Origin of the sequence: Photobacterium galatheae (assembly GCF_000695255.1) — a bacterium.
GTDB lineage: Bacteria > Pseudomonadota > Gammaproteobacteria > Enterobacterales > Vibrionaceae > Photobacterium > Photobacterium galatheae.
The window spans coordinates 105014-131201 of record NZ_JMIB01000027.1 but is presented as its reverse complement, the minus strand read 5'-3'; the positions used below and the strand labels follow the sequence as shown (position 1 = coordinate 131201).

The window sequence follows — 26188 nt, the reverse complement described above, 5'->3', positions numbered from 1 at the left end:
TTGTAAGTGATGAGAGGATTGGCCTAAGTGTAATCAGAGAGCGCGCTCGGCGGCAAGAACCGCACGTCTTTTGTAGTAAGATAAGGACTCCTAGTGAGAGGCACTTTTCACTGCATTCAACACCCGGCACTTTTGTCGACAGAAAGATAGATTTTATCTCCTTTTCTGTGCAGCCAAACCCCTTTGGACAGCTCAAGTTTTGGATTCATCCAGTATCGCGAACCGATCACCGCCCTTTCAATTTCTCTCATCCGAGCCAGTGCCTGAGGGGCGATGCCACATCGTTTGAACCACTCCCGGAGGATGTAAAATTGATAACTGGAAGGCTTCGATTGAATGTCTGCCAGAGAGAGAAAGCCTTGCGCAACCACCCTCTGAACATCCGTTTCAGCAAAGTGTTCTGTCAGCTCTCGTGAGTGTTGGCACATTTGAGCGGTGCGGCCAACTGTTCGAGAGAAAGCCGGCCACCTTTCCTTGAGTCGCGGTAAGATTTCCAGGCGAAGGTAATTCCGGTCAAAGCGGGTGTCTGTATTGCTCTCATCTTCGATCCATTCCAGATTGAGCTGTTGAGCGTAGGCTTCGATTTCATCTCTGCTGACAGACAAAAGGGGCCTAAAAATCGGGATCTCATGAACAATGCTGAATTGAGCCATGCCACAAAGTCCATCCAGCCCGGTTCCCCGCTTCAGGGCGAGCAGAATGGTTTCCGCCTGATCATCTTCATGATGCCCCGTGATGAGGCATTCTGATGAAGATAAATTGTTTTTGATGGCACGGTACCGCGCCTGTCTTGCGTTGGCTTCGAGATTCTTCGAGCCATCAACCTTAACCTTGAGTGTTGTTAGCGGAATGCCATATTTGTCGCAAACAGCCTGACAGAACGCATGCCAGTTATCTGCGTTGTCACTGAATCCATGGTGAACGTGAATCGCCCTGACTTTGAGAGGACTTGCATGGGATTTAGCGAAAGCATTCATGCAATCAAGCGCAACAACGGAATCTACGCCACCACTGAGCCCCACAACAAATTCATCATGCGCGATAAGCGCGGCTTGGGTTTCCTGACTGAAGAGTGTCATGTTTTTTCTCTGCTTTGCGCTGTCATTATTTTTTCAGGGTCCAGATCTGCTGTCTGTAGTGGAATTCATCATTGAACTGATGAAATCCGAGACGCGCTGATTTGTACCAGTAGTTGTAGATCTTGCGCATGAATCTTTTCGTTTTTTTCATTCGGTTACTCAATTTCTAAGTTGCTTTCAGCAAAATCGCGACAGGTTAAAGTTTTCCCTTGCGGGATGAAGGCGATCGGTGTTCCGTCTCGGTAGAAAACCTGCCCTGATTTCAGTGTTTTCATGCATGCGCCACAACGGCCCTCTGCACAGTGATAATCCAGAAGCACGCCAGATTTAGCCGCAGCGATCAAGATGGGTTTATCGTTCAGAACACGGACCTGACAAGACGGCAGCGTCAGTCGGTCGTTAGCCATCAAGTGTGAATCCTTCAAATACACGCCCAATCGAAGACCCTGTGAATTTTTTCAATATCCAATGGCATGTAACGACCATCACGCTTTGTTACTTTGATTGAAGACATCGTTTTTTGACCTTCTTTTTTTGTTTTTGTCCTTATATTGCCGCAGTCTACCAGATTTCTGGCTCAGGACAAATAAAACGCATGAGTGTGAATGGGTTGGAGTTTTAGTTAAATGATTGTTTTAAATCACATATTGTCATCAAGAAAACTAGTTGTAATAAAGAACTGTAAAAAGATCCGAGAAAATGAGGTTTTCGAATGGTCTATTGTGAAGCAAAGACCTCGTATTTTCGGCGCGTATCTGTGTGAAAGTGGGCGACATTCTTGGTCGAACTCCTAATAGGCACTCTAAAGTTTAATCGTGAATATGTCTCGGTTCCCTTCACCATAAAAGCTGACGCAACTCAGCACGCCCTTTTCATGGTGACGGTTCAATTCACGGCTTCGTTTTCATCTGGAGTCTAAGTCCATGTAATGGGTAAGATTCATACGAAATTCGGCATCGGAGATGGGGCTAATTCTGCCTTTTTTCGTGTATTTGAATTCAGCAGTCCAGTTTTCTATCTTTCAACAAAAAAATCATGTGTAAAAAATTTGAAAGATCACCTGCCAGAACACTTTGTCTGGATTTAGAGTTCAGCTATGGGAAAAAGAAGAACGAACGTGTCGATATTTATGAAATCGGAATTGTGGCTGTAGACGAATTTGGGAAGGAGGTTGGCTCCTTTCAAACACATGTGAAGCCTGAATACTTTTGTCCCACAACATTAGATTTTCTTTCATTGCACGAATCAGATTTTGTGTCTGCGCCAGATTTGAAAAAAGCGATGCGTATGATGAACGATTTTGTCAGCCAACAGGCAGTGTTGTCCCCGGGAGACTTGAAATGGTGCTCGTGGGGGAAACGAGATAAAGAAATTCTGTCAACAAAAGCAGGGATGGTTTCTCTACCGAACGGTCACAAATTGACGAAGTCCCCCTACTTTGATGCGCAATATCAGTTTTATCGCAATGTCCCAAGTGCGAGGCTTCGCCACTCCCTTCGTGAGGTCGTTGAAGACTTTTGTGGTGATTATATTGAAAACCATCATTCAGCTTTAGATGACGCGCGAGCACTCGCAAAAATAGTAAAGACTTATTGTATTTGAGGAATGTACCATGAAAAAAATATTGTTATCTCTACCTGTGATGCTGATGTCCTTGAATGGGCAAGCGAAAGACCTCAGTGTCAGTGATATTTCTTACATCGAACACATCAAGCAAGCTGTATTGAATACAGAGAGGGAATCCATCAGAGCGACCCTGCTTGATCAGGCGAATCACGCTATAACCATTGCCGGTGAAGCGCAAGACTTTCTGAAAAGAAATCAGAGTGGTATTGATCTTCATGACTTTACAAAGCTTTATTCTGAGGCAATGAAATCAGGAGAGCTGCATCAATTTAAAAAGGCAGTCATTGAACATAGTGGGAAAAGTATTTTGCAGGCGGCAATAAAACAGTACAAAAATAAAGACCACGGATGCGAACTCAACTTAGATGTATACGGTGAAAAAGTCGGTCAGGCATTCAAAAAAATCAGCATCACTTGCATTCCAACTGTATATGGAATGGGACACTGGGTTCCGGTGACGCAAAAAATTACAGATACATACTACATTTCAGATAGTTCTGGAGAAAAAACGCTTGAGCATGTGGAGTTTGGATTGCTAAAAGGCTATTCTCAAAGCATTGAAAATTTATTAAAAGAAATAAAAAGAAGCCTTGATGAAGAATTTATTTAAAACGGGTGCTTTTCTCATGGCAATCCCATTATCAGCTGTGGCTTTCGCGCAGGATTTTGATACCTTCTTTGAACAACCACTTGGTGGTTCATTGAATGGTGACCTAGTGCATAAAGATGTATCTCAAGAGGTTCCTTCGGGAGATGGAACCTTAACATATCTTTATAAACCAAGTAAGGAATCAGCGATTCCTTTTAAAAACTATGCGTCTTATTTAACGCCAATCTCAAAGAAAGTTGCAATCATTGAGGCGAGTAAAGTAGAAGATAATCTGGAATCCTGTACGGCATCGCTACGGTACTTCACCAGAGAATATGCTGACAAATCATTATCTAAGTTCAAGACTTTCAGTCAATTAAATGAGCTTGGATATAAAATACCCCCAAATCAAAACCCTCATATTGTTATCCGATACAACCCTGAGCAGAAACATTATTTACAGTATGGTTGTACGCCAAGCGATATTGAGAAAGGAAAGTTTGCTTTTATCGTCTCCTTTAGTGATGGGAATTTAAAATCTATCGCTGAAAAGGAAAGAGATAAAATATTAGCGACGAAAAATTAAAAACAAACAATATGAATAAAAAATTATCACTCATTGCGCTCAGCGTACTATTTTCGTCAAGCCCCTTTGCTTACGAGGCTAAAACTTACTCTGAAGCGCACGGACAAGCACCTTCAGAAGAATCAACAAGTATCAAAATGGGTGAGTCTATACAAGGTCCATCACGGGATCTCGACAAATTCTCTCCTGATATTATTTCAAGTTATGCGACCGTGAGATATATGGGGGTCAATGAACACGCTGAGAGCCGTGGATTTGAAGTCGAGCTTGGCGCTTCCATCAAAGATGTTGAATTTTCTGTGGCATACAGAGATCACGAGACCGAACTTGATCATGCTGGTGTAAAAACCGAGGAGCAGATTGAGCAGATTCGCGCAAAATTCCTCGTTCCATTGATCACCTCTGATGATTACGTAATTCAGGCCGGTGTCAGATATGCCAGAACGGCATCTGATATCAAGTTGATAGAGAACGATTCATTCTTCGGAACAGTGAAGATAAATGGCCAGCTTTCTGACAGTATTGTTGGGTATGCTGCGGCAGATTTTGAGGTCTCAGATGAAGACCCAATCATTGATGGCAAAATATACGATGTTCATGATGACATGACCTATCGCTTTGGACTGGACTACTATGCAACCCAAAACCTGGCAATGGGCGTAAACATCGCGTTTGGTAGTGAACTCGATAGTGTTTACTCGCTCGGAGCGAGCTACAAATTCTAACCTTCAAAAACTGGGCGCTGATAAGCGCCCTTCTCTTCCTGGCAGCATCCGGCTCAATTCATAGCCTTCCTCTTTGATTCTCTTATTTTTTATTGTTCATCAATATCTTATTGGTTTTTTGTTGAGCGTCTGATCTACTAAACCTGAGTAAAAAGTACGCTTATTCTGAGTAAAAGGTACGGTTAGACAACAAGATTGAGAGGCACCCGAATTCCTCTGCTGACAAACCATTCCCGTCCGATGGATCTTATCGTGGTCGTCATTGGCCTCGGCTTTCGCAGAAATCACGTTGTTATTCATTTAATTGTAAGAGTTAATTGTATTGATCTTATTGTAGAGTGCCACTTTTCTCTTAATACTCAATTAGTTACATTGCTTATCCCTGAGTAAAAGGTACGCAAAAACAGAGCAAAAGGTACGGAACCCTGAGGAAATGGTACGCGAAAACAGAGCAAAAGGTACGATCTTCGATCTTGTCGGATGCCATTCATGTGGTAATATCGTGAACTCATGACAGGATCTGGAGTACGAAATTTGTCTAATGAACAACCTTTGAGGCTGCACAGTCAGTCGAAGGTGCAACTCTCTAACACGTTTTCACAACTCAGTGTTTTCCCGAATATTCATTCATACAGGGTATGCATGTCTTTTCTTGCGGTGATTCCACTGGATTACGCCTGTCTGGAAAACGAAAGCGCTGAGAATGTCATCAAGTATTTTCGAAAAAAGCTGACTCAGGATGAAAATGCCTTAAGGTTCTTCATCGACTTCAAAGATTTCCTCTCCTCCTGGGAACTTGCGAATCCGAGAAAAGCGAAGCAGATGGTGAAAGAGCATTGCCTCAAAGAGTTGATCACCACCCACATCCGTTGTGATGACTCCAGCCTGAGAAGCGTTTTTGAGGAAGTCAAAACGATTGATGACACGATCGTTGTGTGGCTGAACGCACGCGCAATGCCATTTTTGATTAATGCGCATCTGGCAAAGACCGGGTTTATGTACCGGATACCGATTGAGCTTCTGAAACCTTTTCGGAGTGTTTATACGGTGAAGATGTTTGAGCGCTTAATCCGGTTCTCTGACACAGGGGTTTTGTACATGACACCTCAGAGCCTGAAAAGGCTGACTGACTGTAAAAGCGAAGATTATTCAACCCTGCGAAGAGATGTTTTGCTGAAAGCAGAGAAAGAGTTAATCAAGTATGGGCTGCTGAAGAAGAAGTTCGACATCAAGACAGAAAAAACTGGCCGAAAGGTTTCAAAAATCATTCTGGAATTTGAATTAGCTGATACTGTTCGCCCTCCGAAAGAAGACTTTGCTCACTTCACGGGGAATGAAGATGACTTTCATGAAGATCAGGTGCTTATCGCCTGAACGGGATTGATCTCGGTTCAGAATTTCACTTCGAGATGATCTGAGTTTCCGGCTTCTCTTTCGTCTTGCAACATGACAAGTTGAGGCAATCTATCCTGAAGTTGTCCAGTCTTCACCAGTATTAGAGGTTGCGCACAGAATCGATGTTGAATTATTGGCCATTTGTGTTTTTATATCTCTATGCAAACGGACCGACACACAGATAGATGGTTCATCCAATCAAATAGACCCAGGGAGGCCGAGGCCAGGATGCATAAGGTAAAAGTATCTCACAGGTATGGCCATTTATTTGTTTCTTCTGTTGTCAGGCAGGACTGCTTCGATGAGGTTCAGGTGTTTCCTCAATCTGCCATTCCTCTCGTTTTCAGAACCGATGCGAGCGCAAGAACCATCGGTAAGATGGTTGCTTCAGAAATTGAGTCAGGCGATGAGATCTCAGAGCACTCACTGGTTGTCGATGGGTGTTATCTCTGCTCAGCCTCAAAGCCCGTGATTGAAAAAATTGTCCACTATTGGCGTAAACAGTCTATCTGCTTAGGTGAGATAGTGATCGTGAAAGGCGGACAGCCTGAAGCACAGTCAACTTCAGAAAGTAAAGCCTTGCTTCAGGCGATCTATGAACAATGCATTTCGTGAGTGAAGAGCGATCGCTGCACTGACTGGCTTCCTCGACCCGTTTTCACTGCCCTCTCTTCCGTATTGAAACAACATGTCTCTTTTCCTTACCCGGCTCTGAGTGACCCGCTTTGAGTGAAGTTTTTTGACTTGGTCATCCGTGCAACATTGACGGTTGAAATACAGGAGAAGATTAGAGTTGTGAGGAAAAACTTATGTGGTAATATAAAGACTAAATGCATGTTTAATGGTAATTTTGAAGTCTTAAAATGGCAAACTGGAAATTAACCCCCGAAAAACTGGGTGAACACTTGATTGGCTTTACGCCAAAGTGGACATCGGGTTCAGGCTCTTATCGCGTGAAGCGATTTAGCCATCAATTCCCTTTCTTTGCTCATGGTCATGACGAGGTGATCACCAGTGCGATCCAATTGCTGCGGTGGTCATCCAAGTTAGACCCGAAGAAAGATCTCACTGTTTTCATGAATCTCGACGGAAAGCTGATTCATCTGTTTAATGCGCAACCTTTTGTGGTTGAGTATTTTCGGCGGCTCTGGTTGAGATCCTCTGTTTCTGAGACATTGCTTTTCGTTGAGTCTGAGCAAGTGGATCGATATGCGTTCTCGACCAGTGCAAGCACAAACGAGCAACAGGCAATTGAATCGGCGTTTAGCAATGCTGCTTTGCAACTCAGTCATCGCGTGAAAAGCACCAATTATGTAAGCGCCATCAATATTTTTGAGATGTGCAAAATCGGTCGGAAAGACCCTGAGGTGAACCTTGAGACGATGATTGATGCGCCTTCTCTGATTGCGTTGACGATGTCTGAACTTGCAGCGTTCCGAAAACCAGATGAGTATGCTCATCAAGTGATTCGTATCCATAGAGCGACCCATGGTGGATCTGACTTGTATAAAAAGTCTGGAAAAAGCAGGCTCAATTCAGTGCGCTTAATTAAAAGTCTGAACTCTGAGCGATCGAAAGTTCAGTTTTCTGATGAAGATATGATATGGCTCGAAGACACGAAAAAACGAGCGAAAGAAGAGAAAGAGATCGTTTTTCAGGCCGGTACGCGTGTCTATCAAACAACAGACGCAGAGACTGTTTATGAAGTAAACGATTTTGGGGCCTACTATCTTTTAGAAGTTTCTTCTGCTGGCAATGATTTTACAAGTCGATTTCCGATGAAGAGCATTTTTGCCGCCAAACGGTTGATTAAAATAATCAAAAATCCTGCATCCCCCTTAGACAAGCGACTGTGCTTTAAAGTAACGACTGGGGTTGGTGAGTCGGGCTGCGCGACGATTGGGTTTGGTAATGATGCTGTTTTAGACTTTTTTGCCGATCACTGGACGGGAACACCGGTTTCTTACTGCTCCTTTGTGTCAATGATGCCTCTGCATGATGAAAATGACCCAGTCGATTTAATCCAGAGGGTTTGTCGAACCGCGCATAACTCTGAGATACGGACTTACTCCAGTGGCTAAATTTGATGCTGAGAAAACCCTTAGGGTGGGCTGCGTTTTGATGGAAGTTGCGGTATTTGCTTTGTCTTACTAACATTTTCAAAAAAATGCGCCACCTGTTACCTGTAGCGCTGCTATTTTTCAGTTTCCATGCAAAGGCTATTTACAACTATAAAAATTATCCCTGGACACAAACGGGCGACAAGTTGGTCGCATATGCAAGTGTTCATAAAGATAAACTTTTAAAGAATGCGGAGGCTATCTACCCGCGTTATGAACAGTACGTGCCTTACATCAGAGAGATCGCAGCAAAATATAAAGCGCCTCTAGAGATCGCGGCCTTGGCTGCAATTGAATCCGGGTTTAATCCGACAGCAAGAAGTCCCGCAGGGGCGGTTGGGATGTGGCAATTTATGAAACCAACAGCTCGAGATTACGGACTTCAGATCAACCCTGCGGTTGATGAGCGGCTTGATTGGAAGAAATCAACGGAAGCCGCGGTTCAATACATTCAATGGCTTGCTGAAACGCGGTATGGCAATGACTATGAAACGGCAATTATGGCCTACAACTACGGTGTGGGGAATATGGATAAAGTCATCCGCCGTGCCAAAACACCCAACGCCTGGATGTTAATTCACGCGAATCTGGTCCCTCTGGAGACCGAGGAACACCTCTTGAAATTCCTCATTTATGTTCAAATATTCAAATACTTAGACCTCCATGGTGTTCAACAATGAAAACGAAAAACACAGCCGTGACTGTCGCGGCATCCCTACTTTCAATCTCTGCAATAGCAGCAACGTCACCGTCTCCGGAAATCTTCGACGAAGTCATGGCGCAAACCGTTGGTCAATACAGTCTTGGTGGCACCACGATGAATTATATGGTGTCCGGTCAGCTGATTTATGGCTATGGATTCGACGGTTTGGACAGTGGATTCCATCACTCACATCTTGATCTGAGCACGTCCACTTCAATCAGACATGGCATTGATGTGACCTTCAATACGGGTGTCAGAGACATTTATGATCTCAGAGACGATGACTATGAAACGAAAGCTGATGTTTCCTTGAAGTTATCGAAAGATAACCATGATCTGAAAGTTGGATATGATAAAAACATAGCCAACAAGATTTTGGGGAACAAAATGAAAATGAATGGAGATACATCCCTTTCGAAGAATGCGATTGGACAAAAATTTTCTGGCTATGATGCTTTTGTGGAGTACAACTATGCTGTCCAAAACTATATTTTAATCACATCGGCAGACTTTGACGGTAATCTCTATAGTGGCCTGTCAGTTTATGCGAATGACTTCGATGTCAAAATTCATGTTTTCGAGCATCAAGATGATTTCAATGTGTTTTTTGATGTTGGGACTGTCATTGGGGAGCAGATTAAAACTTCTCTTGGATTTGGTCTGAATCAGGAGAAGTTGTCTTTCATTGCTGACGGAAGCTACTTTGTGACAGATACATTGAATTTGTACGGCAATGTGCTTGGTGATGAGGATTATTCGACTGCCACTGTCGGTGCAGAGTACGTTTACGGCTCTTTCGCTGCTTATGCTGAAGGCGTTGTCGCGCTGACGTCACCTAAAGTGTCAGGTCAGTCTCAAGATGGTGTCCTGCTTGGTGCTAAATTCATGTTTTAGTCTGTTTCGGCTTCAGTCCTTCCCTCTATATTTTTGAATTTATGGGTTAAAATAATAAAAAAATTCAATATGCAGAAATTTGCTATAGCTGTTTTGATTGCAGCGACAACCCCGATGCTTGCCAGTGCATCAGACAATACTGACCTTAGTGTGATCACTCACCCAGCTCGATTCAGCACCAGTACGCTAACGGATGCACCGAAAAAGGATGTTCTTCTCGCAATATCGGGAGTCAATGCTGCCAGCAGCGACGCTGAACCCCAAATTGTTGGCACCGTAAACAAGACCGATGAAGCCTTGCTTGCTGAAGCATTCGACATGGATATGCCGAAGCTGACTTTAGACCAGCTGGTGAAGGCAATTGAGGATGGCGATACGACACAGATCGAGCGCCATATCGATTACGATAAGATACACACGGCATACCTGTCTCAGATGAATTACATCAATGCTAAGGTGAAAAGTCTTTCTGACCGTGTCAGTCAAACGGCTGCAGGAACCTTTGAGACTCGCGTGAGAGAGGGGTCGATGATGCTGGGCTTGCTTTCGGAGCAAATAGACTTAATTGTGAAAGATGCGGCAAAAGACAGAGATAACTTTAAGACATTTATAGCCAACAAATTCAATGAGTTCACACGTTACGAGATGGCCTTCAATTATGAGTATTCTGACGGCCTTTATCTGATTGAAGCCAAATTCCCAAACACAACGTCCAAAGACCTCATTGTTGCCACTCAAACGCCGACCGGCAGTTACAAGCTCGTGGCATATATTCCAAAAGAGATCGAAGATATCAACGACATCACGAACCGCTTGCTCCAAAGCGCCAGTGCGGCTCAAACTTTAGGCGACGAGCTTGAGCGAATGGCGATCACAAGAAGTGCAATTGGTGCTGATGAGTTACCAGAGCAAGCAGGACAGAAAAAACAGACAAAGCAAGCGTCTGTGGAGGATGCAATCGATCAAGCGCAATCTATCATGGCTGACGCTGAAAAATAGACGTTGTCGCCATTGTCCCTGGTGAGGGAGGGATATTCGATTCGCCCTCACCTGATTGAACCTCTGGCTGGTGACATTGTAACTGATGTTTGAAACACGTTTCGGCAGATGGCAACTCTCTTCGTTTTGATCAACCTGATATAGGGGACTGGGTGACAAACGGCACTGATCCCCTATTCTCCGATTTCCCTATCCCTCTATTCCTCTATGATTTCCCTTTTAGGAGTGCCTGTTTCATATTTTTGCCTGCATGGTACTTAGGCTGTGAGCGCTTGTAAGATAAAAAATAGCGTCGTCAGTATTATGGCTGGTGCGGCAGCAAACTCCTGAGACAGCTGAATTTTTTCTTTTGAGAGAAAGGTAAGCAAGTAGCCTAAAAGCATCGTCAGCACACCGATGACGGCAATCAGAATGACCGCCAAAGCGGTAAGGTTTCGTATTGGTTCAGACTCAGATGAGATACACGTCAATACGCAAAATAAAACAAACCAAAGGCTCCAGTCGCCATCGCCCATCATTTTCAAATCTGACTTGAACAGTGTATTTCTGATTTTTTGATACACCTTTACAACCAGATATACCCCGATGACTAATGTGAGCGCGTTGAAAATAAATGCCGTGCTGTTGAACCTGATAGACAGGTAACTGACTGTAGAGAGCACATAAAGCAGCGCATGAGTATCAAATATAACCTTATGTTTAAAATCAATGGCTAAAATAGCGAACCCAGTACAAACAGATAGGCATAGTAGCAAGAAACCCAGGTCAAAAGTGCCATACAGAGAGAAAATTGCAGCAAGTGCGGTTGCGACGAAGGCTTCTACAACAGGATAGGTCTTGCTTATTTTACTTTTGCAACAATGGCTTTTCCCTTTCAGGAGAAACCAGCTCAAAATAGGAATGTTTAACCATGCCGGAATTTTAGACTGGCAGCTCGGACAATGCGACCTTGGCGTGTCGATGAAATGAAGATCATCTGCCTTAAAACCGTATGTTTCGTAGATGTAATTTTGTTCCGCGAGTTGGGCTTTCAGTGGTGATCTGTAGATGACCACATTCAGATAGGAACCAATACATGCACCTAAGATAAAAATCAGCGTGGTTAACACCCAAAGTGGATATACTGAAAAAGTTTCAGTGATATATTCCTGGGTGAGTTGAATGATTTCGATAGTCATTTTCCTTATATTTTAATCAATCAGAGGTTCTATTCAAGAGATGAGAAAAGAGGGAGGCACCGTTCCTTTAACGGTAGATGGGGATATATAAAAAATAAAAAGGTGCATTCAGCACCTTTTATTTTCAAGCTTAGTTAGTTGACTTTAAATATTTTATCATCGACAGCTTCAGACTTATCTTTCTCGAAGAGCGTCTGAACAAGTGTGGTCGTTGAAAATGTGTAACCCAGGCCCACGGCTGCTGCCAAACCGTAGAACACAACGTTTTTCAATGGGTTTTCTCTTGGGTTTTCAGAGTGGTTCATGATTGTGGTGACAGCCTTGAATAGAGCACCCATACCCACGATGAATGCAGCAATCGAGATGAGTGGCCCAAATGATGTTGCCGCTTCTGTAAGGTTTTTGGTAACACCAGCGATCCCTTTATCATTGGCTTCCGCAAAAGCCAGGAATGGTGTAGAGAGCACCAAAAGTGCAGTCAGTTTGACACTTTGTTTTTTAATCAATGTGATGAGACTCATTTTCTTCATTAAATTTTATATTTTCATCTGACCCTGAAAGTCAAATATGTTTTTCAATAAAAACATAATCTATTAAATTATATTAGTAAAAGAAATTCACACAAAATCATAAGAAATATATTCATCAAATTTATATTATGGGATTTTTCCCATTCATGTGAACGACAATTGAACGGGGCATAAAATCGAGGCATAGAAACAGTGCATTGATTAGACCTCTCAACGCCATATATACTCAGTCACAAAGAGGTCTATATCATCTGTATTGCCTTTATTGGGTGTGATTGGAATGGTAGAGATCTCTGTTAAATCCGGTAAAGCTTGTTGGGATAAAGGGAATCGTCATGCCTCCGATCTCAAGCGGCTTCATGTTTGCGAGAATGAAACTGGCTTTGCCTCTCACGACATTTTCAGAGATGAATGAGACTTCACTGAACCTTGAGTCTTGACTATGATCTCTGTTGTCACCCATCACAAACAGATGCCCTTCGGGAACAACCCACGCTCCCTTTCTCAAAGCACGATATTTATTCATAAAGGATAATGTTTCGACATCCGTTATCTCGAGCATTCCTGATGCTGTTTTGCTCAGAATCGTTGAGATTGCATCATACCGTTTGTCGTATTGAGCTATGAATTCTTTGCCTTCAATCGTTTGCCTGTATTGACTGAAACTTTCGTTTGACTCAATCAGTTCACTGTCGACTTTGGTGCCATTGATGTAAATATTATGACCATCAAGCCTGACTTGATCACCGGCTTTGCCGACTACTCTTTTGATGTAGATACGGTCAGAATTTGTCTCTTTAAAAATAATCACATCACCTCTGTCAGGAGTCTTGTTTTTTATGATGGATAGATCTGTGAGAGGAACTTTCAGGTCATAGGCATTCATATCGACAATGACTCTGTCGTTCACTTGAAGGGTTGGGTTCATTGAACCACTCGGAATGTAGTACCAGTCAAGAAATGATCCTTTAATGATAAGGATTGAAATCACAATCAACAGATCGCTCCGAGTAAATTTAAATTTATTTTTATTCATGTTTTTTTTCATGCTTCGGTCTTGGTTTAGTATGTACGAATGAGGCTGGTTACATTGCGAAAATAAAAATTTTATATTCACCGGACTTGATGAACACCATCTTTCTGGTTGTTATCGTTCCAGTTCATCAAATGTTAGGTTGGGGAGTTCCCCTAAAGAAGGGTTCCATAACACATTAGGGTGCTTGGCAAACTCTGTTCGATACGCCTCAATGTAGGATCGGACAGATTTCATACCGACGCATTCTCCCGAGCCATCCGTAATCGGGACGCAAGAAAATCCCCCTTTACACTCAGTAAAAAATTCGCAGTGATAGCATGCTTCATGATGGAATCTTCCAACATGCTCATAGGCGGTATGTTTCAGCTTTGTTGGATGATTCAGGATTTCCTTCTCTGAGTTTTGATGGATGTTGCCATAAAAAATGGGATGTAACGCTGAAAAAACAGGCGCCCCGAGCACATCACCATTGGGGTTAAACGTCAGGTATACGTGCGTTTTCATTGTGTTAAAAAATGGGTCGTTATCTTTGGAGAAACAAGAGTCAATAAAGCCGATGCGAATCCCCAGCTCTTTCATCTCTTTATTTCTATCGCGTATAAATTGGATGATATAGTCAGCCCATTGCTTGTAACTCACGGTCATTGGCACATCATCGGCATAGAGATAATCGTTCACCTGAACCCCTTTCTCCAAAACCTGATCGAATTTTATCGAGATATCAAACTCCCAACATTTTTGGCCCGTTTCTCTGGCAAGTTCAATGATATGATCCACGCCCGCTTCAATGGTTTTGTCGTTCAGCTCTACGTTCACGTGACACAGAATTCCCTCATCTGCTAACTTTTTGAGGTTCCTTTTAAATCGGTGCTGATACTTCTCTTCAGAACCATCAAGGGACATTTTCATGCCTGCGGCATAGGTTGTTTCAATCGAAAAGAACGTCTCCTTAATGAACTTGATTTGTTCGTGAGTGAGGCTGAATAAATTCGTCACTAACCGATTCCTAGCGTGAGGGGCAATCCGATGGATCACGTCTCTGTACGCAATGAGAGTTTCAATGGGCAAAGCCATCACTTCCCCACCAAGCCAGCATAGGGTGATCGGGTCATCCTTTGGGGCGCTTTGGACGCAATCCATTGAAACGATTTTTTCTAGCGTATCCGTGCTCATCATGGCACGATTTTGCCTCATCTCCTTTGAGAGATAGCATCGAGGGCACTCCATGTTGCAGAAGTGAGTGAGGTTCAGATATATGTCCTGCATCGTTGTGTGGTCTTTCGATTAATTCTGGTAGTTATTCTTAATAAATTCAAAGTAGGATTTGAGTCCATGACACTCCGCAGTCGGATTGGCCCTATCCCAAAACAGCTCCCTGAAAGAACAACCGCCTTTACAGAAGAAGTAATAATCACAGCCTAAACACTCGACAGGTTTAAGATCTAAAGATGTTGTGTGATTTGCCCTTAGTTGTGAATTGACGATGTCCTGGAAATCATCCTCAAAAGCGTTTCCATAAGAGATCATATTCGGCTTGCCACTTTCGATTGTGCATCCACTCACCTCCCCGGTGGTCGTCACACAGATCGCGCCGCTCGCTGGACAGGCAATGTCAGAATTACCAACGCCTCCGTTTAAGCATTCTTTGTGGCTGTTAATCGGATAAATAACAAGCGCTTCATCTTGCTTTTTATCGAGCCACAAAGTGAGATCGATCAGAAACTGCGCTTCCTTCTCAAAGCCAGGCCAAAGATCGTTGTTTGTCGCCTGATAGTGATAATTGAACTTTTCCGTCGGGTGCGTGAGAATCGAGAGTCGGTGTTCACAAAAGTGTTTGTAATCTTGATCTGAAAGAATCCCTTTCATCAGTTCTCCATCGGGGTGCATTAAGTTGACCTGAAAGAACCGAACACCATTTTCGTAAAGCTTTTCAAACATTTCTTCCCAGTGATCAATGGTTTCGGTCGTTGTAGCGAGTGAAATGGCCACTTTCCTCCCCTCATCGGTCCAGTCGCGAAGGTTTTTCCACCAGTTTTCTTTTTTCGAACTGGTCGCGCCGAGGATAATTTTTTGTGAATCGAATCGATCCCACTCATAAGATGTAGAAACAATGTCAAAAAGATGAGCGTATCTTTTCAGTGCATTTGTGGTTGTGAAATTTGTGACGATGGTGAGTGATATTGGCTTGTTTGTTGCGTCAAACTTTTCCCTGAGATAGGGAATGTTCTCTGTGTAGAAAGCCGGCGGCATTAACGTGGGTTCTCCCCCAATGATGGTCACTTCAGCAAACTCCGCACTTGGATCCATCGCAAAGTCGTTGGCCATGTTATCAACAAGGCTTCGAAACTCCTCCGCTGTCATTCGATCTTTTTTATCCCTGACTTCTTGGTGCAAAAAACAATGCTGGCAACTTAAGTTGCATTTCATCGTCGGATAAATATGGTATAACTTTGAGTTGCTCATTTTTTATTCTTTTCTAATTTATTTATAAAAAAATGTACACCATCGTTTGACAAAAGTCCCACCCATAGTAATATAGCGACAGTTCCGGTTACATCGCGTATCACTGATCTGTGCTATGGCTGATGATTACAGCTTGGTGTGTTGTTTTCCTCTTACGTTGCACAAAACACACAAGTGTCCCCGGAACTTTTGGAGCGGTAGTTCAGTTGGTTAGAATACCTGCCTGTCACGCAGGGGGTCGCGGGTTCGAGTCCCGTCCGCTCCGCCAATGACGACCATATCGGAGCAGACAGACACAGCCGGTATCGGGCTTCAAGCCCACAGGACGCATTGATATGACATGCTCCCTTAGTTCAGTCGGTAGAACGGCGGACTGTTAATCCGTATGTCGCTGGTTCAAGCCCAGCAGGGAGCGCCACTTTTTACATCATTTTTTTGTAAAAGATGATGTAAAAAGTGGAGAGATGGCTGAGTGGTTAAAAGCACTGGTCTTGAAAACCAGCATACGTTTATCACGTATCTAGGGTTCGAATCCCTATTTCTCCGCCACTTTTTTCGTTCTTGGTGGAATAGACACACACACCAGATTCAGGCTCTGGCCCAAAAGGTGTGAGCGTTGAAGTTACTGAGAGCGCACCATAAATTTAGCGTCCATGGTGGAATAGGTAGACACGCCATCTTGAGGGGGTGGTGACCGAGAGGTCATGAGAGTTCAAGTCTCTCTGGACGCACCAAATTTGTTGTCTGCTCAGCGCTTTCTCTTCGTATTTATCCGTAAGAAGCATTCTGTTTTGGGCAACAACACGTATGTTCACGTGTCATTTTATGTTGAACTCGGCAATCAAACGCACGATGCCGACAACTTATGCTGGCCTCTTCGGCTCCACCCGCCGCAAGAATGACGCATAAGGCTTAACATGGGGACCACTCAGTGATTTGACTGAGTGGTTTTTTTTTGTCATTTTTCCCAAAAAATGAAAAATAGAATACTGATTCCTCTCATGGCTTTGGTGATTTCTGGGTGCTTTTCGGATGAGCCTACCCCAAAAAGCGTGACGCTCACTTCGAGTGAAGTGACATCTCTCTTACCAAGAGAGGTGATTCAGTTTGAGAAAAATCTTGAGTTGTCCGGTCGCCTTCCTCATCACTATGAGTCTGACTATCAAAAACCTCACCTCGTCAGATTGCACGAAGCCAGTGTCTTCTTCAGAGAAAAAGTGTCTGAATTAGAACAAGCGCATACAAAAAAAATGATCTCGCTTGACCGTAAGATTCTGGATGCAAAAAAAGCGGAGATCGATGCAGGGATCATTTCTGAGAGTCCTAAGACTACTTTACTGAGGGAGCTCGTTCGCGAGAAAAATATCTCAGAATCAGAGCATAAAAAAGGCGTTAAGATGTTAAAACGTAAAGAAAGAGAGCGAATCCAGTTCTTAAATGAGCAATACCTGAGTGTCTTAAAATCTGATTTCTCATCTTGATTCATTCATACTTCTTTGTTGAATAGACGAAACTTTACTGTAAAATAATCGATGAATAAATCTTTGATAATGAGTCATCCTGTGATTGATAAAAAACATTTAGAAAAGACATGGGAATCCATTCTAGAAAACCCAGAAGCAAGAAAAAAGGTTGCCCGGATACTTGCAGAGCAAGATGAAAGCACCGATGCACTCAATTGTATTTCTCCCAAAACAGTTGATTCTGCCGCTTTAAAAGAAAAGTATGAAGGACAAAGTGTTTTCATGGCATTCCTTCATCGGCAAAACAGTATTTCCAGATGGACGAAGTCTCAGTCGATTCAGCAAGAAAGTTTGAATGACCATTGCGCTTCAGTTGCATATCTTGGTTTGCTGATGGGTGCCTATCATCAATTTATGTACCCTGAAACAGACTTGATTCCAGAGAGGTTGGCTGTCTTTTGCTTATTTCATGATTCGCCAGAATCAATCAGTGAAGACGTGAATGGGGTTTTAAAAAGCAGCGATGAAAAACTCAGAAAACTTTTAAAAGAAACCGAAGGCTATATCGCTCAGAAAATTGCTGCGACCATAGACCCAATCCTGTCTCCTTTTATCACGCCGTATTTTTTGATGGCCTGTACGCCGCTTGAAAAGGATTTTGTGAAAGCAGCAGACCTTCTCAGTGCATATGCGAAAGCTAAATGTGAACTGCGATCGAACAATGCAGATTTTGCTTATGCAGCCGGTCAGCTAAGAGAAGATTTAACGGAATATATCGAGAAATACCAAGCCGTGAAGTTTGTTTATGATCACTACATAAAAGCTTATGAATTGACCATTGATGAGATGATCACGTTTCTTCCAACCATTGATGATTTAGACAAAGCGAAAGGCTGATCATGCGATTTGTGTTTAATGACTATGAGACATTTAATCTCTCACCCCTTGGTGGCGCAGCAAGTCAGTATGCAGCGATTAAGACTGACGAAAACTTGAAAAGACTTTCGGCAGAAAACTTTTTCTGTTTACCATCCGCCGATCTCACCCCAGAGTATCAGGCATGTCTTGTGACAAAGCAGACGCCCGACTCCATTCGAATAGAGAAAAACGCTTTCGCTGAATACGACTTCGTCAGCAAGATTCATGATTTGATTACATCGAGTCATGATACTGTGGTCGTTGGCTATAACTCTCTAAAGTTCGATGATGAGTGGCATCGACACCTTTTTTATCGAAATTTATACCCAGCATACGATTGGCACTTTAAGAATGGGAATAGTCGCTATGATGCGATGCTTTTGATGCAGGCTGTTTATGCTTTAAGACCTCATTTACTGAAATGGCATTCTGTTCCGATTTCATCTGGATCTGAACAGACAAGGGTTTCAATGAAATTAGCGCATTTATCCAGGGCCAATGATGTGATCCACGATAAGGCCCATGATGCTTTATCCGATGTCGATGCACTGATTTCGCTGATGCAAAAGATAAAGTTATCAGACCCGGAATTTTTTGACTTAGCCCTTTCGGTCAGAGATAAGTGGTATATCCAGGCATTGTTAACCTCTGAAGAGAGCCAACTCGGGCTGTTTCATATCTCTCCCTATGACAGGGAGCACCACTTCATTGGTTATATCATTCCACTGTTTGCCTCTTCTGAAGATAAAAATGTCTATTGGGCGTGGGATGCAAAAATTTCTCCCGAGACAATATTGTCTCTCCCTGAAGAGACAAAAAGAAATCTCCTTTCTCTTAAAAAAGATGACATGGAACGTTTGGGGTTAGACAGGAAAGGCCTGGTGAAAATTAAGCTGAACCAGCTCCCTAACCTCTTCCCCAATAGCTGTTATCACGAAGACGTTGCCGGAGAGAATCCTCTTATTCACATCAAAGCGCAGATGAAGGCCAACACGGAGCTTGTCTTTAAAAAGATGGACGAGATAAAAGCGCTGATTCATTGTGTTGAAACGAATTCTAAGACGCATGATGACCTTACGGATTATGATATGAGGCTCTATCGCGATGGTTTCATGGATTTCGACGAGAAACATTTTGCTCAAACATTTCATTCAATCACAGATTGGGATGAGCGATATCAATTTACTTCAGTCAATGCGCCCACGAAACGGACGAAAGAACTTGCAATGCGAGTGATTGGAAGAAACAGTCCTGGCTCATTCATGGGAGATGATAGAGCACATTGGGATCAATATATCGCTAAACGAATGTCCGGCCTTGTAGACAATGCAGTGACCATAGATGGCACTCCGCTCACAGCAAGAAATCAAATAGATACCTTATTCAATAGGAAGAATGCTTCAGCGTTCAGTGATGGTGATATGCAGATCATCACTGAAATCATTGAGTACTATCAACGACACCTTTAAATCATTCCGAATGGTCAGGGTCTAACTTTTTAGACCCTTTACGATCAACGTTTACCGTTTTATTTCTTAAGTTTATTGATTTCATTCAGCAACTTCTTTACCTCTTGGTTGAGAAGACGCTGGGCATGCCTTTCACTTTTCAAATCAATCGAAACCTTGTCTCCACCAAAGAGTGTGATCGTATTCGGCCTTTGGGTAACAAAGTTAAACGAATCTGTGTCTTTTTCTGTTGCCCAGCCTTTGATAAATTGGTTCCAATGGTTCACGATCATACACTCACCGATCAGCTGCTTAATTTTAAGCGATCTGGGCAGATAAGCGATCAGACGAGATTCTCTTTTCTCAATGAGATCGTATATTAATTCATCAGTTTCTGTTGTCTTTTTTTTGCTTGATTGATCCGTGATGAAATAATTGTAATGCTCATCATAACCAAAATCTCTGACTCGATACTTTTCGCCATAATAGTGTATTAGGTGTTTGTGTTTAGAATGGACAAGCAGTGTTTTAATAAAGCTCTTCTCATCTAAAAATGGGCAGGATTCAATGTTTAGCTCGTTTAACAAAAACTCAATGAAACTTGGATTGGAAAATATTCCCTCAAACCCGACAGAGGGTGCGTATTTATTAATGATACAAACCCGATAGCCCATGTCGCTATACGCTCTGGCTAATATCAGGCTGATTAATGGTGTATTCCCAACGATGATGAAGTTGAACTTCATCCTTTTTCTATATAATTGTATTTGAGTCTCATTTGGCTTGTCGTATCCTTTTCCACTATCGTCTACAGCTTCAGATACGGCTGTAGAATGACTGCAAGGTGAAATCTCACTGGAAGCATAACTGCTCTCCATCGCCTCACCCGAGGAGGTCTGCTTGGTTGGGTTCATTGTTTTTATTAGATCATAGCAAATGCATTTTTACTGGTTAAGCTTATGCTTGACAATGACCCGGTCTAAAGTATTAATTTATATTAAAAATGAACAATATAGTCTTCGATGACGTATTCATGAAAGGCGGGTCTTCTTCAACATTACCCCCACATCTGATTCTTCTTTTAGAAGCAATGACCTCTCAATTACACTGGTATCCAGACCCTGAAGGGATTTATAAACTCATTGCGGAAGAATTCAGACCCGCAGAAGTGTTGCATAGCCGCTTCCACAAAGAAAAAGACCATATTCAGGAAGCGAAGCACTTCAATCAACTCATCCTTGAGTCTTTAAACGACCAAATCATGTATGCACTCAGCCAGGTTTTGTTATCTGAGTGCTTCAGTGAGGTCAGTGGTCAGCATGATTTCGTGATGAAATTTGCTGATCTTTGGGATGGCAGTGAAGGATGTGCTTGGCATAGTGATGCCATCGAAGGTGGCGCTTTTGTCGTGTTGATCTACCTGACCGATTATGATGATTGGGATGATGCGCTGGGTGGGCAGTTTGAATATGGTAAAGTTCCTTATCGGGATGGGGATAACTGTTTGATTCACTATGTGGATCGCGCTGATGAGATTGTTTCAAATGGCATTGTTTCGCCAGCGAATGGAACGATGGTCGTTGTCAATAACCATAATCATTTCATGGCACATCGATGCTTTCAGTTAACAAGGCCTGAAGAGAAAAGGATCACGATTACCCTCGGATTTGATCTCAAGGTCAAAGATGATTTCCAAGTACAAAGCAAAGTATTATGGCCAAATCATGTCGCTGTTTCTTGAGCTCATGACGAATTTCAGAGCTCGAAATGAGAAGATGAAAGACAAAAAGGATGACCTTTGGGGGACAAAAGGAGGCTTCAGCCTCCTTTTTATTTACTTTGAAGCGGAATTTGAACTTCCATAATCCCAGTCTCGTCATTGAGGCTGTAATTTAAGTTCTCAATTTCTTCATCGCTCAGATTTTTTTTGCGATAAAACTCAAGCACTGCGGTTCTTACACAATCCTGTAATTCTCTCACGAGCTCGCAATCTGCGCCCGAACTTGCAGCGACAATCACTGACAATCGAGCTTTCGCGACATCAGCCGAGGATTCTTTCTTTCCGAAGAGTCTAGTGAAAAAGTCCATATCAGCCACCAAACAGTCTCTTTAAGAAACTTTTCTCCTCCGAAATAAACCGCATCGGGCGTTCTTCCCCAAGTAGGCGTGCAACAACGTCTTTATAACCCTCAGATGCTCGGCTTTCACTGAGGATGACTGGCTGACCTTTGTTGGATGAGTTCATCACGTTTGTATCTTCGGGAATCACCCCAATCAGCTTAATCGCGCCGAGGATCTCTTCAATATCCTCAACTTTAAGCATTTCTCCCTTCTCAACTCTTGCTGAGTCATATCGAGTAATCAATAGATTTTGTTTCACGGGATCGAGGTTTTGCTCAGCCCGATAAGTATTCGAGCCTAACATCCCTAACATCCGATCTGAATCTCTCACAGAGCTGACCTCAGGGTTGGTCACGACAATTGCTTCATCTGCCCAATAGAGTGCATGCTTGGCTCCACCCTCAATACCCGCAGGAGAGTCACAGATAATGTAATCAAAGTCCTTCATTTTCAGTTCTTCGATCACTGTTTGCACCCCTTCTTTCGTTAAGGCATCTTTATCTCTTGTTTGTGAGGCTGCAAGCACGTACAAGTTATCGCAGTGCTTGTCTTTAATTAAAGCCTGATTCAGGCTCGCTTCACCATGAATCACATGAATGAAGTCATAAATGACCCGGCGTTCAACGCCAAGAATGAGGTCAAGGTTGCGCAGCCCAATGTCAAAGTCAATCACGCAGGTTTTCTGCCCCTGCATTGCGAGACCCATAGCGATTGCAGCGGAACTGGTCGTTTTTCCTACGCCCCCTTTTCCTGATGTAGTTACAATTACTTTGCTCATCTATTTAATTTTTTATTTATATACAAATTCTGCGCGGCGATTCATTGTTTTCTCTGCTTCGGTCAGCTCTTGATTGATGAGCTTTTCTTCGCCGTAGGAGATCACCTCAATCTGATGTGGCTGAACACCAAGTGAAAGCGCGTAATTCTTCACAGCAAGTGCGCGTCGCTCACCTAGTTTTAAGTTGTAAGAGCGATCCCCAGTGCTATCTGTATGTCCCTCCAGAATTACTTTTATTTTCTCTGACTCTTTGAGCAGATCAGCATGATTGGCGATCAATGCTTTCGCTTCGTCGGTAAGCGCAGAAGAGTCAAAGGCAAAGTTCACCGTTCCATTTTCAATCACTGAAAGATCGACGCCTTTCTCACTCAATTCGTATAGGAATTCGTCGGCAGAATAATATCCGTGATATTCGCCAAGGATAGCATTCTTTTCCTCAGCAATATCTGCTTCGGTATAAACAACAGTTTCATCTGCAAAAAGCGTTTCCATCGTGACGGGTTCACTTGGTGTTGAACGCTCGAATTTTTCAGAATATGTGTTTTGAGTTGCAGAACACCCGCTTAAGAGGATTGCTGCGAAGACTGCACTGATCGTGTGTTTTTTATTCATATTTATCATTTATAATGCTGAAACTTGAATTAAATCTTCGTGATTTACCCTAAAGGAAAGTATATTTTTTCCTGTATTTGAAGCCATTTTGATAAAAACTCTTTCTTTTTCTTGTACCGAGAAGTAAATCGATTTTCCATTTTGTGAAATGCTTGGAGATTCGATACTTGAACCCTTTGCTAAATACTTCATTTCATCCCAACCATCATCCGTTTTTTTTAAATACACTAAGTTGTTGCCTGAAAGGCCCACCACGTCACCATTTTTTGAGACAGAGATAGCATTCAGTGGCTTGGACGAGATTGGCTTCTGCCGCCCTTTTTCGACGACATATGCATAAGGTGTGTCCTGTGATGATAATCCCACCTTGAGGTAAGTCTCTTCATTGATCCGTTTAGGAAAAATGTCAGCACGGCCGGAACGTTTCATCCGCTTTAATTCCCCGGTTTGAATGTCATACCTGTATATCTCAGATGTCGGCTTCTCTTGACTTAAAGAGACAAGGAGAGCGCTATCACTATCAAATGACGGGTATGCATTCAGCCCTCTGAGGGTAATCACTTTTATCCTGCGCTTTGACTGAACCTCTTGTACAAAGATTGAGGCCCTGACACTTTCAAATGAAACGTAGGTGAGGTACTTCCCATTGGGTGACCAGCTGGGTGTCAGGATGGGTTCACGGCTTTCGTGGATCGTTACTGGAGAACTTCCATCGTAGTCTGATACACGAAGAATATACTTGCCATTACTGTGCTTACTGATATAAACAAGTTTTGTATCAAAAATGGATGATTTGTTCCCGGATAACACCATATAGATAGCTTTAGTCAACGCGATCTCTTCTTTTGGATTCAAACGTTTCCGGCCATTTTTAAAGCTGAATGTCGTTTGTTTTATTGAATTGTGTGAATCGGGAACAGATGTAACAATCTGTCCGTTTTCATTCAGTTCAACACATGCAGCCTGCCTTTTGATTTTTCGGGATACAGCGCCGCACTCCCCTTGATACAAATTGACATCTGGAAGTACCCCCAGCCTTTTCGAGACAAATTCTGGTATCTCATCTGAGATGATGGCAGTTAGTTTTCCTGAAGATCCGCCATTTTGAACGATATTAATCCCATCAACTGGTGAAGCAAAAACGTGAGCACAGGTTGTGACCAGAATAAGAGGGACGAGTCTTTGGGTGATTTTTCTCAAAATTTCAATCTCACTTCAAATGTTGGTGATTCTTGTTTAAAGTCATACTTTGTTGCCAATATCTGAATGTTCTTGTCTTCCAGTGCTAAGTCTATTGTTCGCTTAAATACATAATTCGAGCATGTTTCAGTGACAATTTTTTTCGCGTTTGTTGAAAGTCCCAGTATGCAAAAGTCGGACTGTTTGTAATTAAAGGGCTTAGAAGTGACATTGTCACTGATGAATCTTTGCAGATCCCTTTGTAAGAGGAGTCTGTCGTTTTCCAGCTCAACATTCTGAAGTCTTTCAATACTTCTCGTTTCATCGCTTTCTTTCAGAAGCTCTTCCTGACTTTCAGGATTGGTCGTTTCTGTAGTACCTAAGTTGAATACCACCTGTCTTTCGCACACGCTAGATTGACAATTCACACGGCTATCGGTGCTCATCAGTACTTCTTGGACGACAGTCATCCCTCCACCGATCACAACGAAAGCGACAATGGTCAGCAGTAATAATGGCCGCCTCGCTGTTCGACGCTTTTTTTTGGAAAGAATGAGTTTTTGTTTCATGAGTCTCTTTCAATTACCTTTCGATAATCGTTCTAAATTCAGAGGGTTGCTCCATCTCTGACTGAGATTTATCAATGATTGACGTTTCCTCTTCCCCACCTTTCGCGACTAAAAACACACCGACCAATACCACAGAAACAGTAATCAAGATCAGGGGAAGGCTGCTATTTTTCTTTTTCGCAGAAATAATAAGCGCATCATAAGAATCGTCGTCTTCTTGCTCTTTTTTCTTTTTCACCGTTTTCTCTGACTCATATTTTTTGGCTGATGCATGATTCGGATCTGCCGGCTTATCGGTTTCTCCGATTGCCTCGAACAGCGCTTTGAACCGAGAAAACAGGCTTCGCGTTTCTGAACTTTCCTTTTTCGGAATAATTTCCGTTGGCTCTGCATGACTGTCTAAAGCATGCATCGGGTTGAGTTCAAAGTCATCTTCATCTCGTGTTCTGAGCGGTGGCTCTGTTTGAGAACTGTTCAGAGGCACTTGTTCCTTGTCAGGCGCAAATCCTTTGCTTCGAAAGATAAAAGCCAGTAACTCTTGCTCATCATGGCTAAACATGTAAGCAGAGAATCGGTTCATGTATCGCTCAAAATTATCGACAACATACACATAGGCTTCTTTAAATTGCCGCTCGTTTTGATATCTGTCTTTCACGCTCTCTGCATTTTTCTCGATAAGTTCGAATAACTTTCCCTGTCGAATCATATCTTTGTCAGACGGGTTGTTGTCTTGAATGTTCAAGGACTGAACACAAAGCTCGAGTGCTGCCAAGAAGTAGACAAAATGATTGATCGAGTCTAGTCGGTCAGTACTGTAGTCGGTCATCGGTGGGTACACAGAAACACCAGAGGAGGCACCGATCAGAACTTTCTGTGCTTCTGTGTGATGGGCACCTTTCACTTTTAAAGCTTCAAGATATCCCTGCAGCAACATCTTAAATTTTGATGTGATAAAACTGGAAATATCTTCGCCATAATCAGCAAACTCAATCCGTTTCAGTAAATAACCTTCAAAGACATGAAGCAGTGTCGGTGTTCTGGTGATGTCGCTGAATAACGGTTGCAGATCCTTCTCAGTATAGTTTCCGTAGATAGTCGCGTACCAGGCATCAACCAGAGCAAAACTGATACATTGCTCAGAAGATTTCTCTGCGATCTCTTTCATCTTCATTTCATC

The 26188-nt window shown here is 42.8% G+C and carries 28 protein-coding genes and 4 tRNA genes; 18 read left to right on the top strand and 14 right to left on the bottom strand.

From position 1 onward, the window contains the following. Positions 1–116: 116 nt before the first annotated feature. Together tilS and EA58_RS13760 are read right to left on the bottom strand one after the other, a co-directional pair. Complete coding sequence (tilS, locus tag EA58_RS13765; protein ID WP_051642103.1) at positions 117–1079, bottom strand: tRNA lysidine(34) synthetase TilS; 963 nt, start codon at positions 1077–1079, stop codon at positions 117–119. A 155-nt stretch (positions 1080–1234) separates the two neighbouring features. Continuing rightward, a complete protein-coding gene (locus tag EA58_RS13760) occupies positions 1235–1486 on the bottom strand; it encodes a 2Fe-2S iron-sulfur cluster-binding protein (protein WP_036754175.1) in 252 nt (83 codons plus the stop codon). A gap of 628 nt (positions 1487–2114) precedes the next feature. On the opposite strand from EA58_RS13760, the gene EA58_RS13755 reads away from it, so the two are divergent. From EA58_RS13755 to EA58_RS13710, 10 genes are all read left to right on the top strand, one after another. Next, positions 2115–2681 (top strand): exonuclease domain-containing protein, encoded by a 567-nt coding sequence (locus EA58_RS13755; RefSeq protein WP_036753891.1) that lies wholly within the window; start codon positions 2115–2117, stop codon positions 2679–2681. Positions 2682–2691: 10 nt separating this feature from the next. Continuing rightward, positions 2692–3315 carry a hypothetical protein gene (locus EA58_RS13750; protein ID WP_036753888.1) on the top strand — a complete coding sequence of 208 codons (624 nt, stop codon included), beginning with the start codon at positions 2692–2694 and terminating at the stop codon, positions 3313–3315. Next, positions 3299–3880, top strand: coding sequence for a hypothetical protein (locus tag EA58_RS13745; RefSeq protein WP_036753886.1), 582 nt, complete (start codon positions 3299–3301; stop codon positions 3878–3880). The genes EA58_RS13750 and EA58_RS13745 overlap by 17 nt, the downstream gene beginning before the upstream one ends. An 11-nt stretch (positions 3881–3891) precedes the next feature. After that, positions 3892–4605, top strand: coding sequence for a hypothetical protein (locus EA58_RS13740; RefSeq protein ID WP_036753883.1), 714 nt, complete (start codon positions 3892–3894; stop codon positions 4603–4605). Between the two features lie 642 nt (positions 4606–5247). Beyond that, complete coding sequence (locus tag EA58_RS13735; RefSeq protein ID WP_036753881.1) at positions 5248–5979, top strand: replication initiation protein; 732 nt, start codon at positions 5248–5250, stop codon at positions 5977–5979. Between the two features lie 333 nt (positions 5980–6312). Continuing rightward, a complete protein-coding gene (locus EA58_RS13730; protein WP_152548049.1) occupies positions 6313–6615 on the top strand; it encodes a hypothetical protein in 303 nt (100 codons plus the stop codon). 248 nt (positions 6616–6863) lie between these two features. Then, positions 6864–8081, top strand: a complete 1218-nt coding sequence (locus tag EA58_RS13725) for a hypothetical protein (RefSeq protein WP_036753878.1) — start codon at positions 6864–6866, stop codon at positions 8079–8081. An 86-nt stretch (positions 8082–8167) separates the two neighbouring features. Further along, the gene (locus EA58_RS13720; protein WP_152548048.1) at positions 8168–8800 is read left to right on the top strand and encodes a lytic transglycosylase domain-containing protein; all 633 of its coding nucleotides are present in this window, start codon (positions 8168–8170) and stop codon (positions 8798–8800) included. A 95-nt stretch (positions 8801–8895) separates the two neighbouring features. Next, entirely contained in the window at positions 8896–9717 is an 822-nt protein-coding gene (locus tag EA58_RS13715) for a hypothetical protein (protein WP_152548047.1), read from the top strand. A 69-nt stretch (positions 9718–9786) separates the two neighbouring features. Continuing rightward, entirely contained in the window at positions 9787–10716 is a 930-nt protein-coding gene (locus EA58_RS13710; RefSeq protein WP_036753873.1) for a DUF2939 domain-containing protein, read from the top strand. A 257-nt stretch (positions 10717–10973) separates the two neighbouring features. Here the strand turns inward: EA58_RS13710 and EA58_RS21020 are convergent, their stop codons facing one another. The 5 genes from EA58_RS21020 to EA58_RS13685 all read right to left on the bottom strand — a co-directional run bounded on the left by EA58_RS21020 (position 10974) and on the right by EA58_RS13685 (position 15923). Further along, positions 10974–11894, bottom strand: coding sequence for a prepilin peptidase (locus EA58_RS21020; RefSeq protein WP_051642101.1), 921 nt, complete (start codon positions 11892–11894; stop codon positions 10974–10976). 134 nt (positions 11895–12028) lie between these two features. Continuing rightward, a complete protein-coding gene (locus EA58_RS13700; protein WP_036753870.1) occupies positions 12029–12415 on the bottom strand; it encodes a hypothetical protein in 387 nt (128 codons plus the stop codon). 271 nt (positions 12416–12686) lie between these two features. Beyond that, positions 12687–13472 carry a signal peptidase I gene (gene lepB, locus EA58_RS13695; protein ID WP_081819673.1) on the bottom strand — a complete coding sequence of 262 codons (786 nt, stop codon included), beginning with the start codon at positions 13470–13472 and terminating at the stop codon, positions 12687–12689. 99 nt (positions 13473–13571) lie between these two features. Then, a complete protein-coding gene (locus EA58_RS13690) occupies positions 13572–14654 on the bottom strand; it encodes a hypothetical protein (protein WP_036753865.1) in 1083 nt (360 codons plus the stop codon). 90 nt (positions 14655–14744) lie between these two features. Beyond that, entirely contained in the window at positions 14745–15923 is a 1179-nt protein-coding gene (locus EA58_RS13685) for a radical SAM/SPASM domain-containing protein (RefSeq protein WP_036753862.1), read from the bottom strand. A 191-nt stretch (positions 15924–16114) separates the two neighbouring features. Between EA58_RS13685 and EA58_RS13680 the strand changes: the two genes are divergently transcribed. The 7 genes from EA58_RS13680 to sbcB all read left to right on the top strand — a co-directional run bounded on the left by EA58_RS13680 (position 16115) and on the right by sbcB (position 19773). Further along, positions 16115–16191: transfer RNA gene (locus EA58_RS13680), tRNA-Asp, on the top strand. Positions 16192–16265: 74 nt separating this feature from the next. After that, positions 16266–16341, top strand: a tRNA-Asn gene (locus EA58_RS13675). A 40-nt stretch (positions 16342–16381) separates the two neighbouring features. After that, positions 16382–16472, top strand: a tRNA-Ser gene (locus tag EA58_RS13670). Positions 16473–16570: 98 nt separating this feature from the next. Further along, positions 16571–16657, top strand: a tRNA-Leu gene (locus EA58_RS13665). Positions 16658–16924: 267 nt separating this feature from the next. Further along, positions 16925–17404 carry a hypothetical protein gene (locus EA58_RS13660; RefSeq protein ID WP_152548046.1) on the top strand — a complete coding sequence of 160 codons (480 nt, stop codon included), beginning with the start codon at positions 16925–16927 and terminating at the stop codon, positions 17402–17404. 81 nt (positions 17405–17485) lie between these two features. Then, positions 17486–18283 (top strand): YfbR-like 5'-deoxynucleotidase, encoded by a 798-nt coding sequence (locus EA58_RS13655; protein WP_161781051.1) that lies wholly within the window; start codon positions 17486–17488, stop codon positions 18281–18283. Positions 18284–18285: 2 nt separating this feature from the next. Further along, positions 18286–19773, top strand: coding sequence for an exodeoxyribonuclease I (gene sbcB / locus EA58_RS21015; RefSeq protein WP_051642100.1), 1488 nt, complete (start codon positions 18286–18288; stop codon positions 19771–19773). A 59-nt stretch (positions 19774–19832) separates the two neighbouring features. On the opposite strand, the gene EA58_RS13645 is transcribed toward sbcB, so the two are convergent. Continuing rightward, positions 19833–20666 carry a hypothetical protein gene (locus EA58_RS13645; protein WP_152548045.1) on the bottom strand — a complete coding sequence of 278 codons (834 nt, stop codon included), beginning with the start codon at positions 20664–20666 and terminating at the stop codon, positions 19833–19835. Positions 20667–20785: 119 nt separating this feature from the next. Here EA58_RS13645 and EA58_RS13640 point away from each other — a divergent pair, with 119 nt between their 5' ends. Beyond that, the gene (locus tag EA58_RS13640; RefSeq protein WP_036753850.1) at positions 20786–21493 is read left to right on the top strand and encodes a hypothetical protein; all 708 of its coding nucleotides are present in this window, start codon (positions 20786–20788) and stop codon (positions 21491–21493) included. 89 nt (positions 21494–21582) lie between these two features. On the opposite strand, the gene EA58_RS13635 is transcribed toward EA58_RS13640, so the two are convergent. The 6 genes from EA58_RS13635 to EA58_RS13610 are packed head-to-tail and all read right to left on the bottom strand — an operon-like array spanning position 21583 to position 26176. Next, on the bottom strand, positions 21583–21849 hold the full coding sequence (locus EA58_RS13635) for a hypothetical protein (RefSeq protein WP_152548044.1): 267 nt from the start codon (positions 21847–21849) through the stop codon (positions 21583–21585). After that, on the bottom strand, positions 21842–22651 hold the full coding sequence (minD, locus tag EA58_RS13630) for a septum site-determining protein MinD (RefSeq protein ID WP_036753844.1): 810 nt from the start codon (positions 22649–22651) through the stop codon (positions 21842–21844). The genes EA58_RS13635 and minD overlap by 8 nt, the downstream gene beginning before the upstream one ends. A 12-nt stretch (positions 22652–22663) precedes the next feature. Beyond that, positions 22664–23263: an OmpA family protein gene (locus EA58_RS21010; RefSeq protein WP_051642099.1), complete on the bottom strand. Its 600-nt coding sequence runs from the start codon at positions 23261–23263 to the stop codon at positions 22664–22666. Between the two features lie 9 nt (positions 23264–23272). After that, positions 23273–24463: a PD40 domain-containing protein gene (locus EA58_RS13620; protein ID WP_036753841.1), complete on the bottom strand. Its 1191-nt coding sequence runs from the start codon at positions 24461–24463 to the stop codon at positions 23273–23275. Continuing rightward, positions 24460–25011 (bottom strand): hypothetical protein, encoded by a 552-nt coding sequence (locus EA58_RS13615; RefSeq protein WP_036753838.1) that lies wholly within the window; start codon positions 25009–25011, stop codon positions 24460–24462. The genes EA58_RS13620 and EA58_RS13615 overlap by 4 nt, the downstream gene beginning before the upstream one ends. 13 nt (positions 25012–25024) lie before the next feature. Further along, positions 25025–26176: a hypothetical protein gene (locus EA58_RS13610; RefSeq protein ID WP_036753835.1), complete on the bottom strand. Its 1152-nt coding sequence runs from the start codon at positions 26174–26176 to the stop codon at positions 25025–25027. Positions 26177–26188 lie beyond the last annotated feature (12 nt).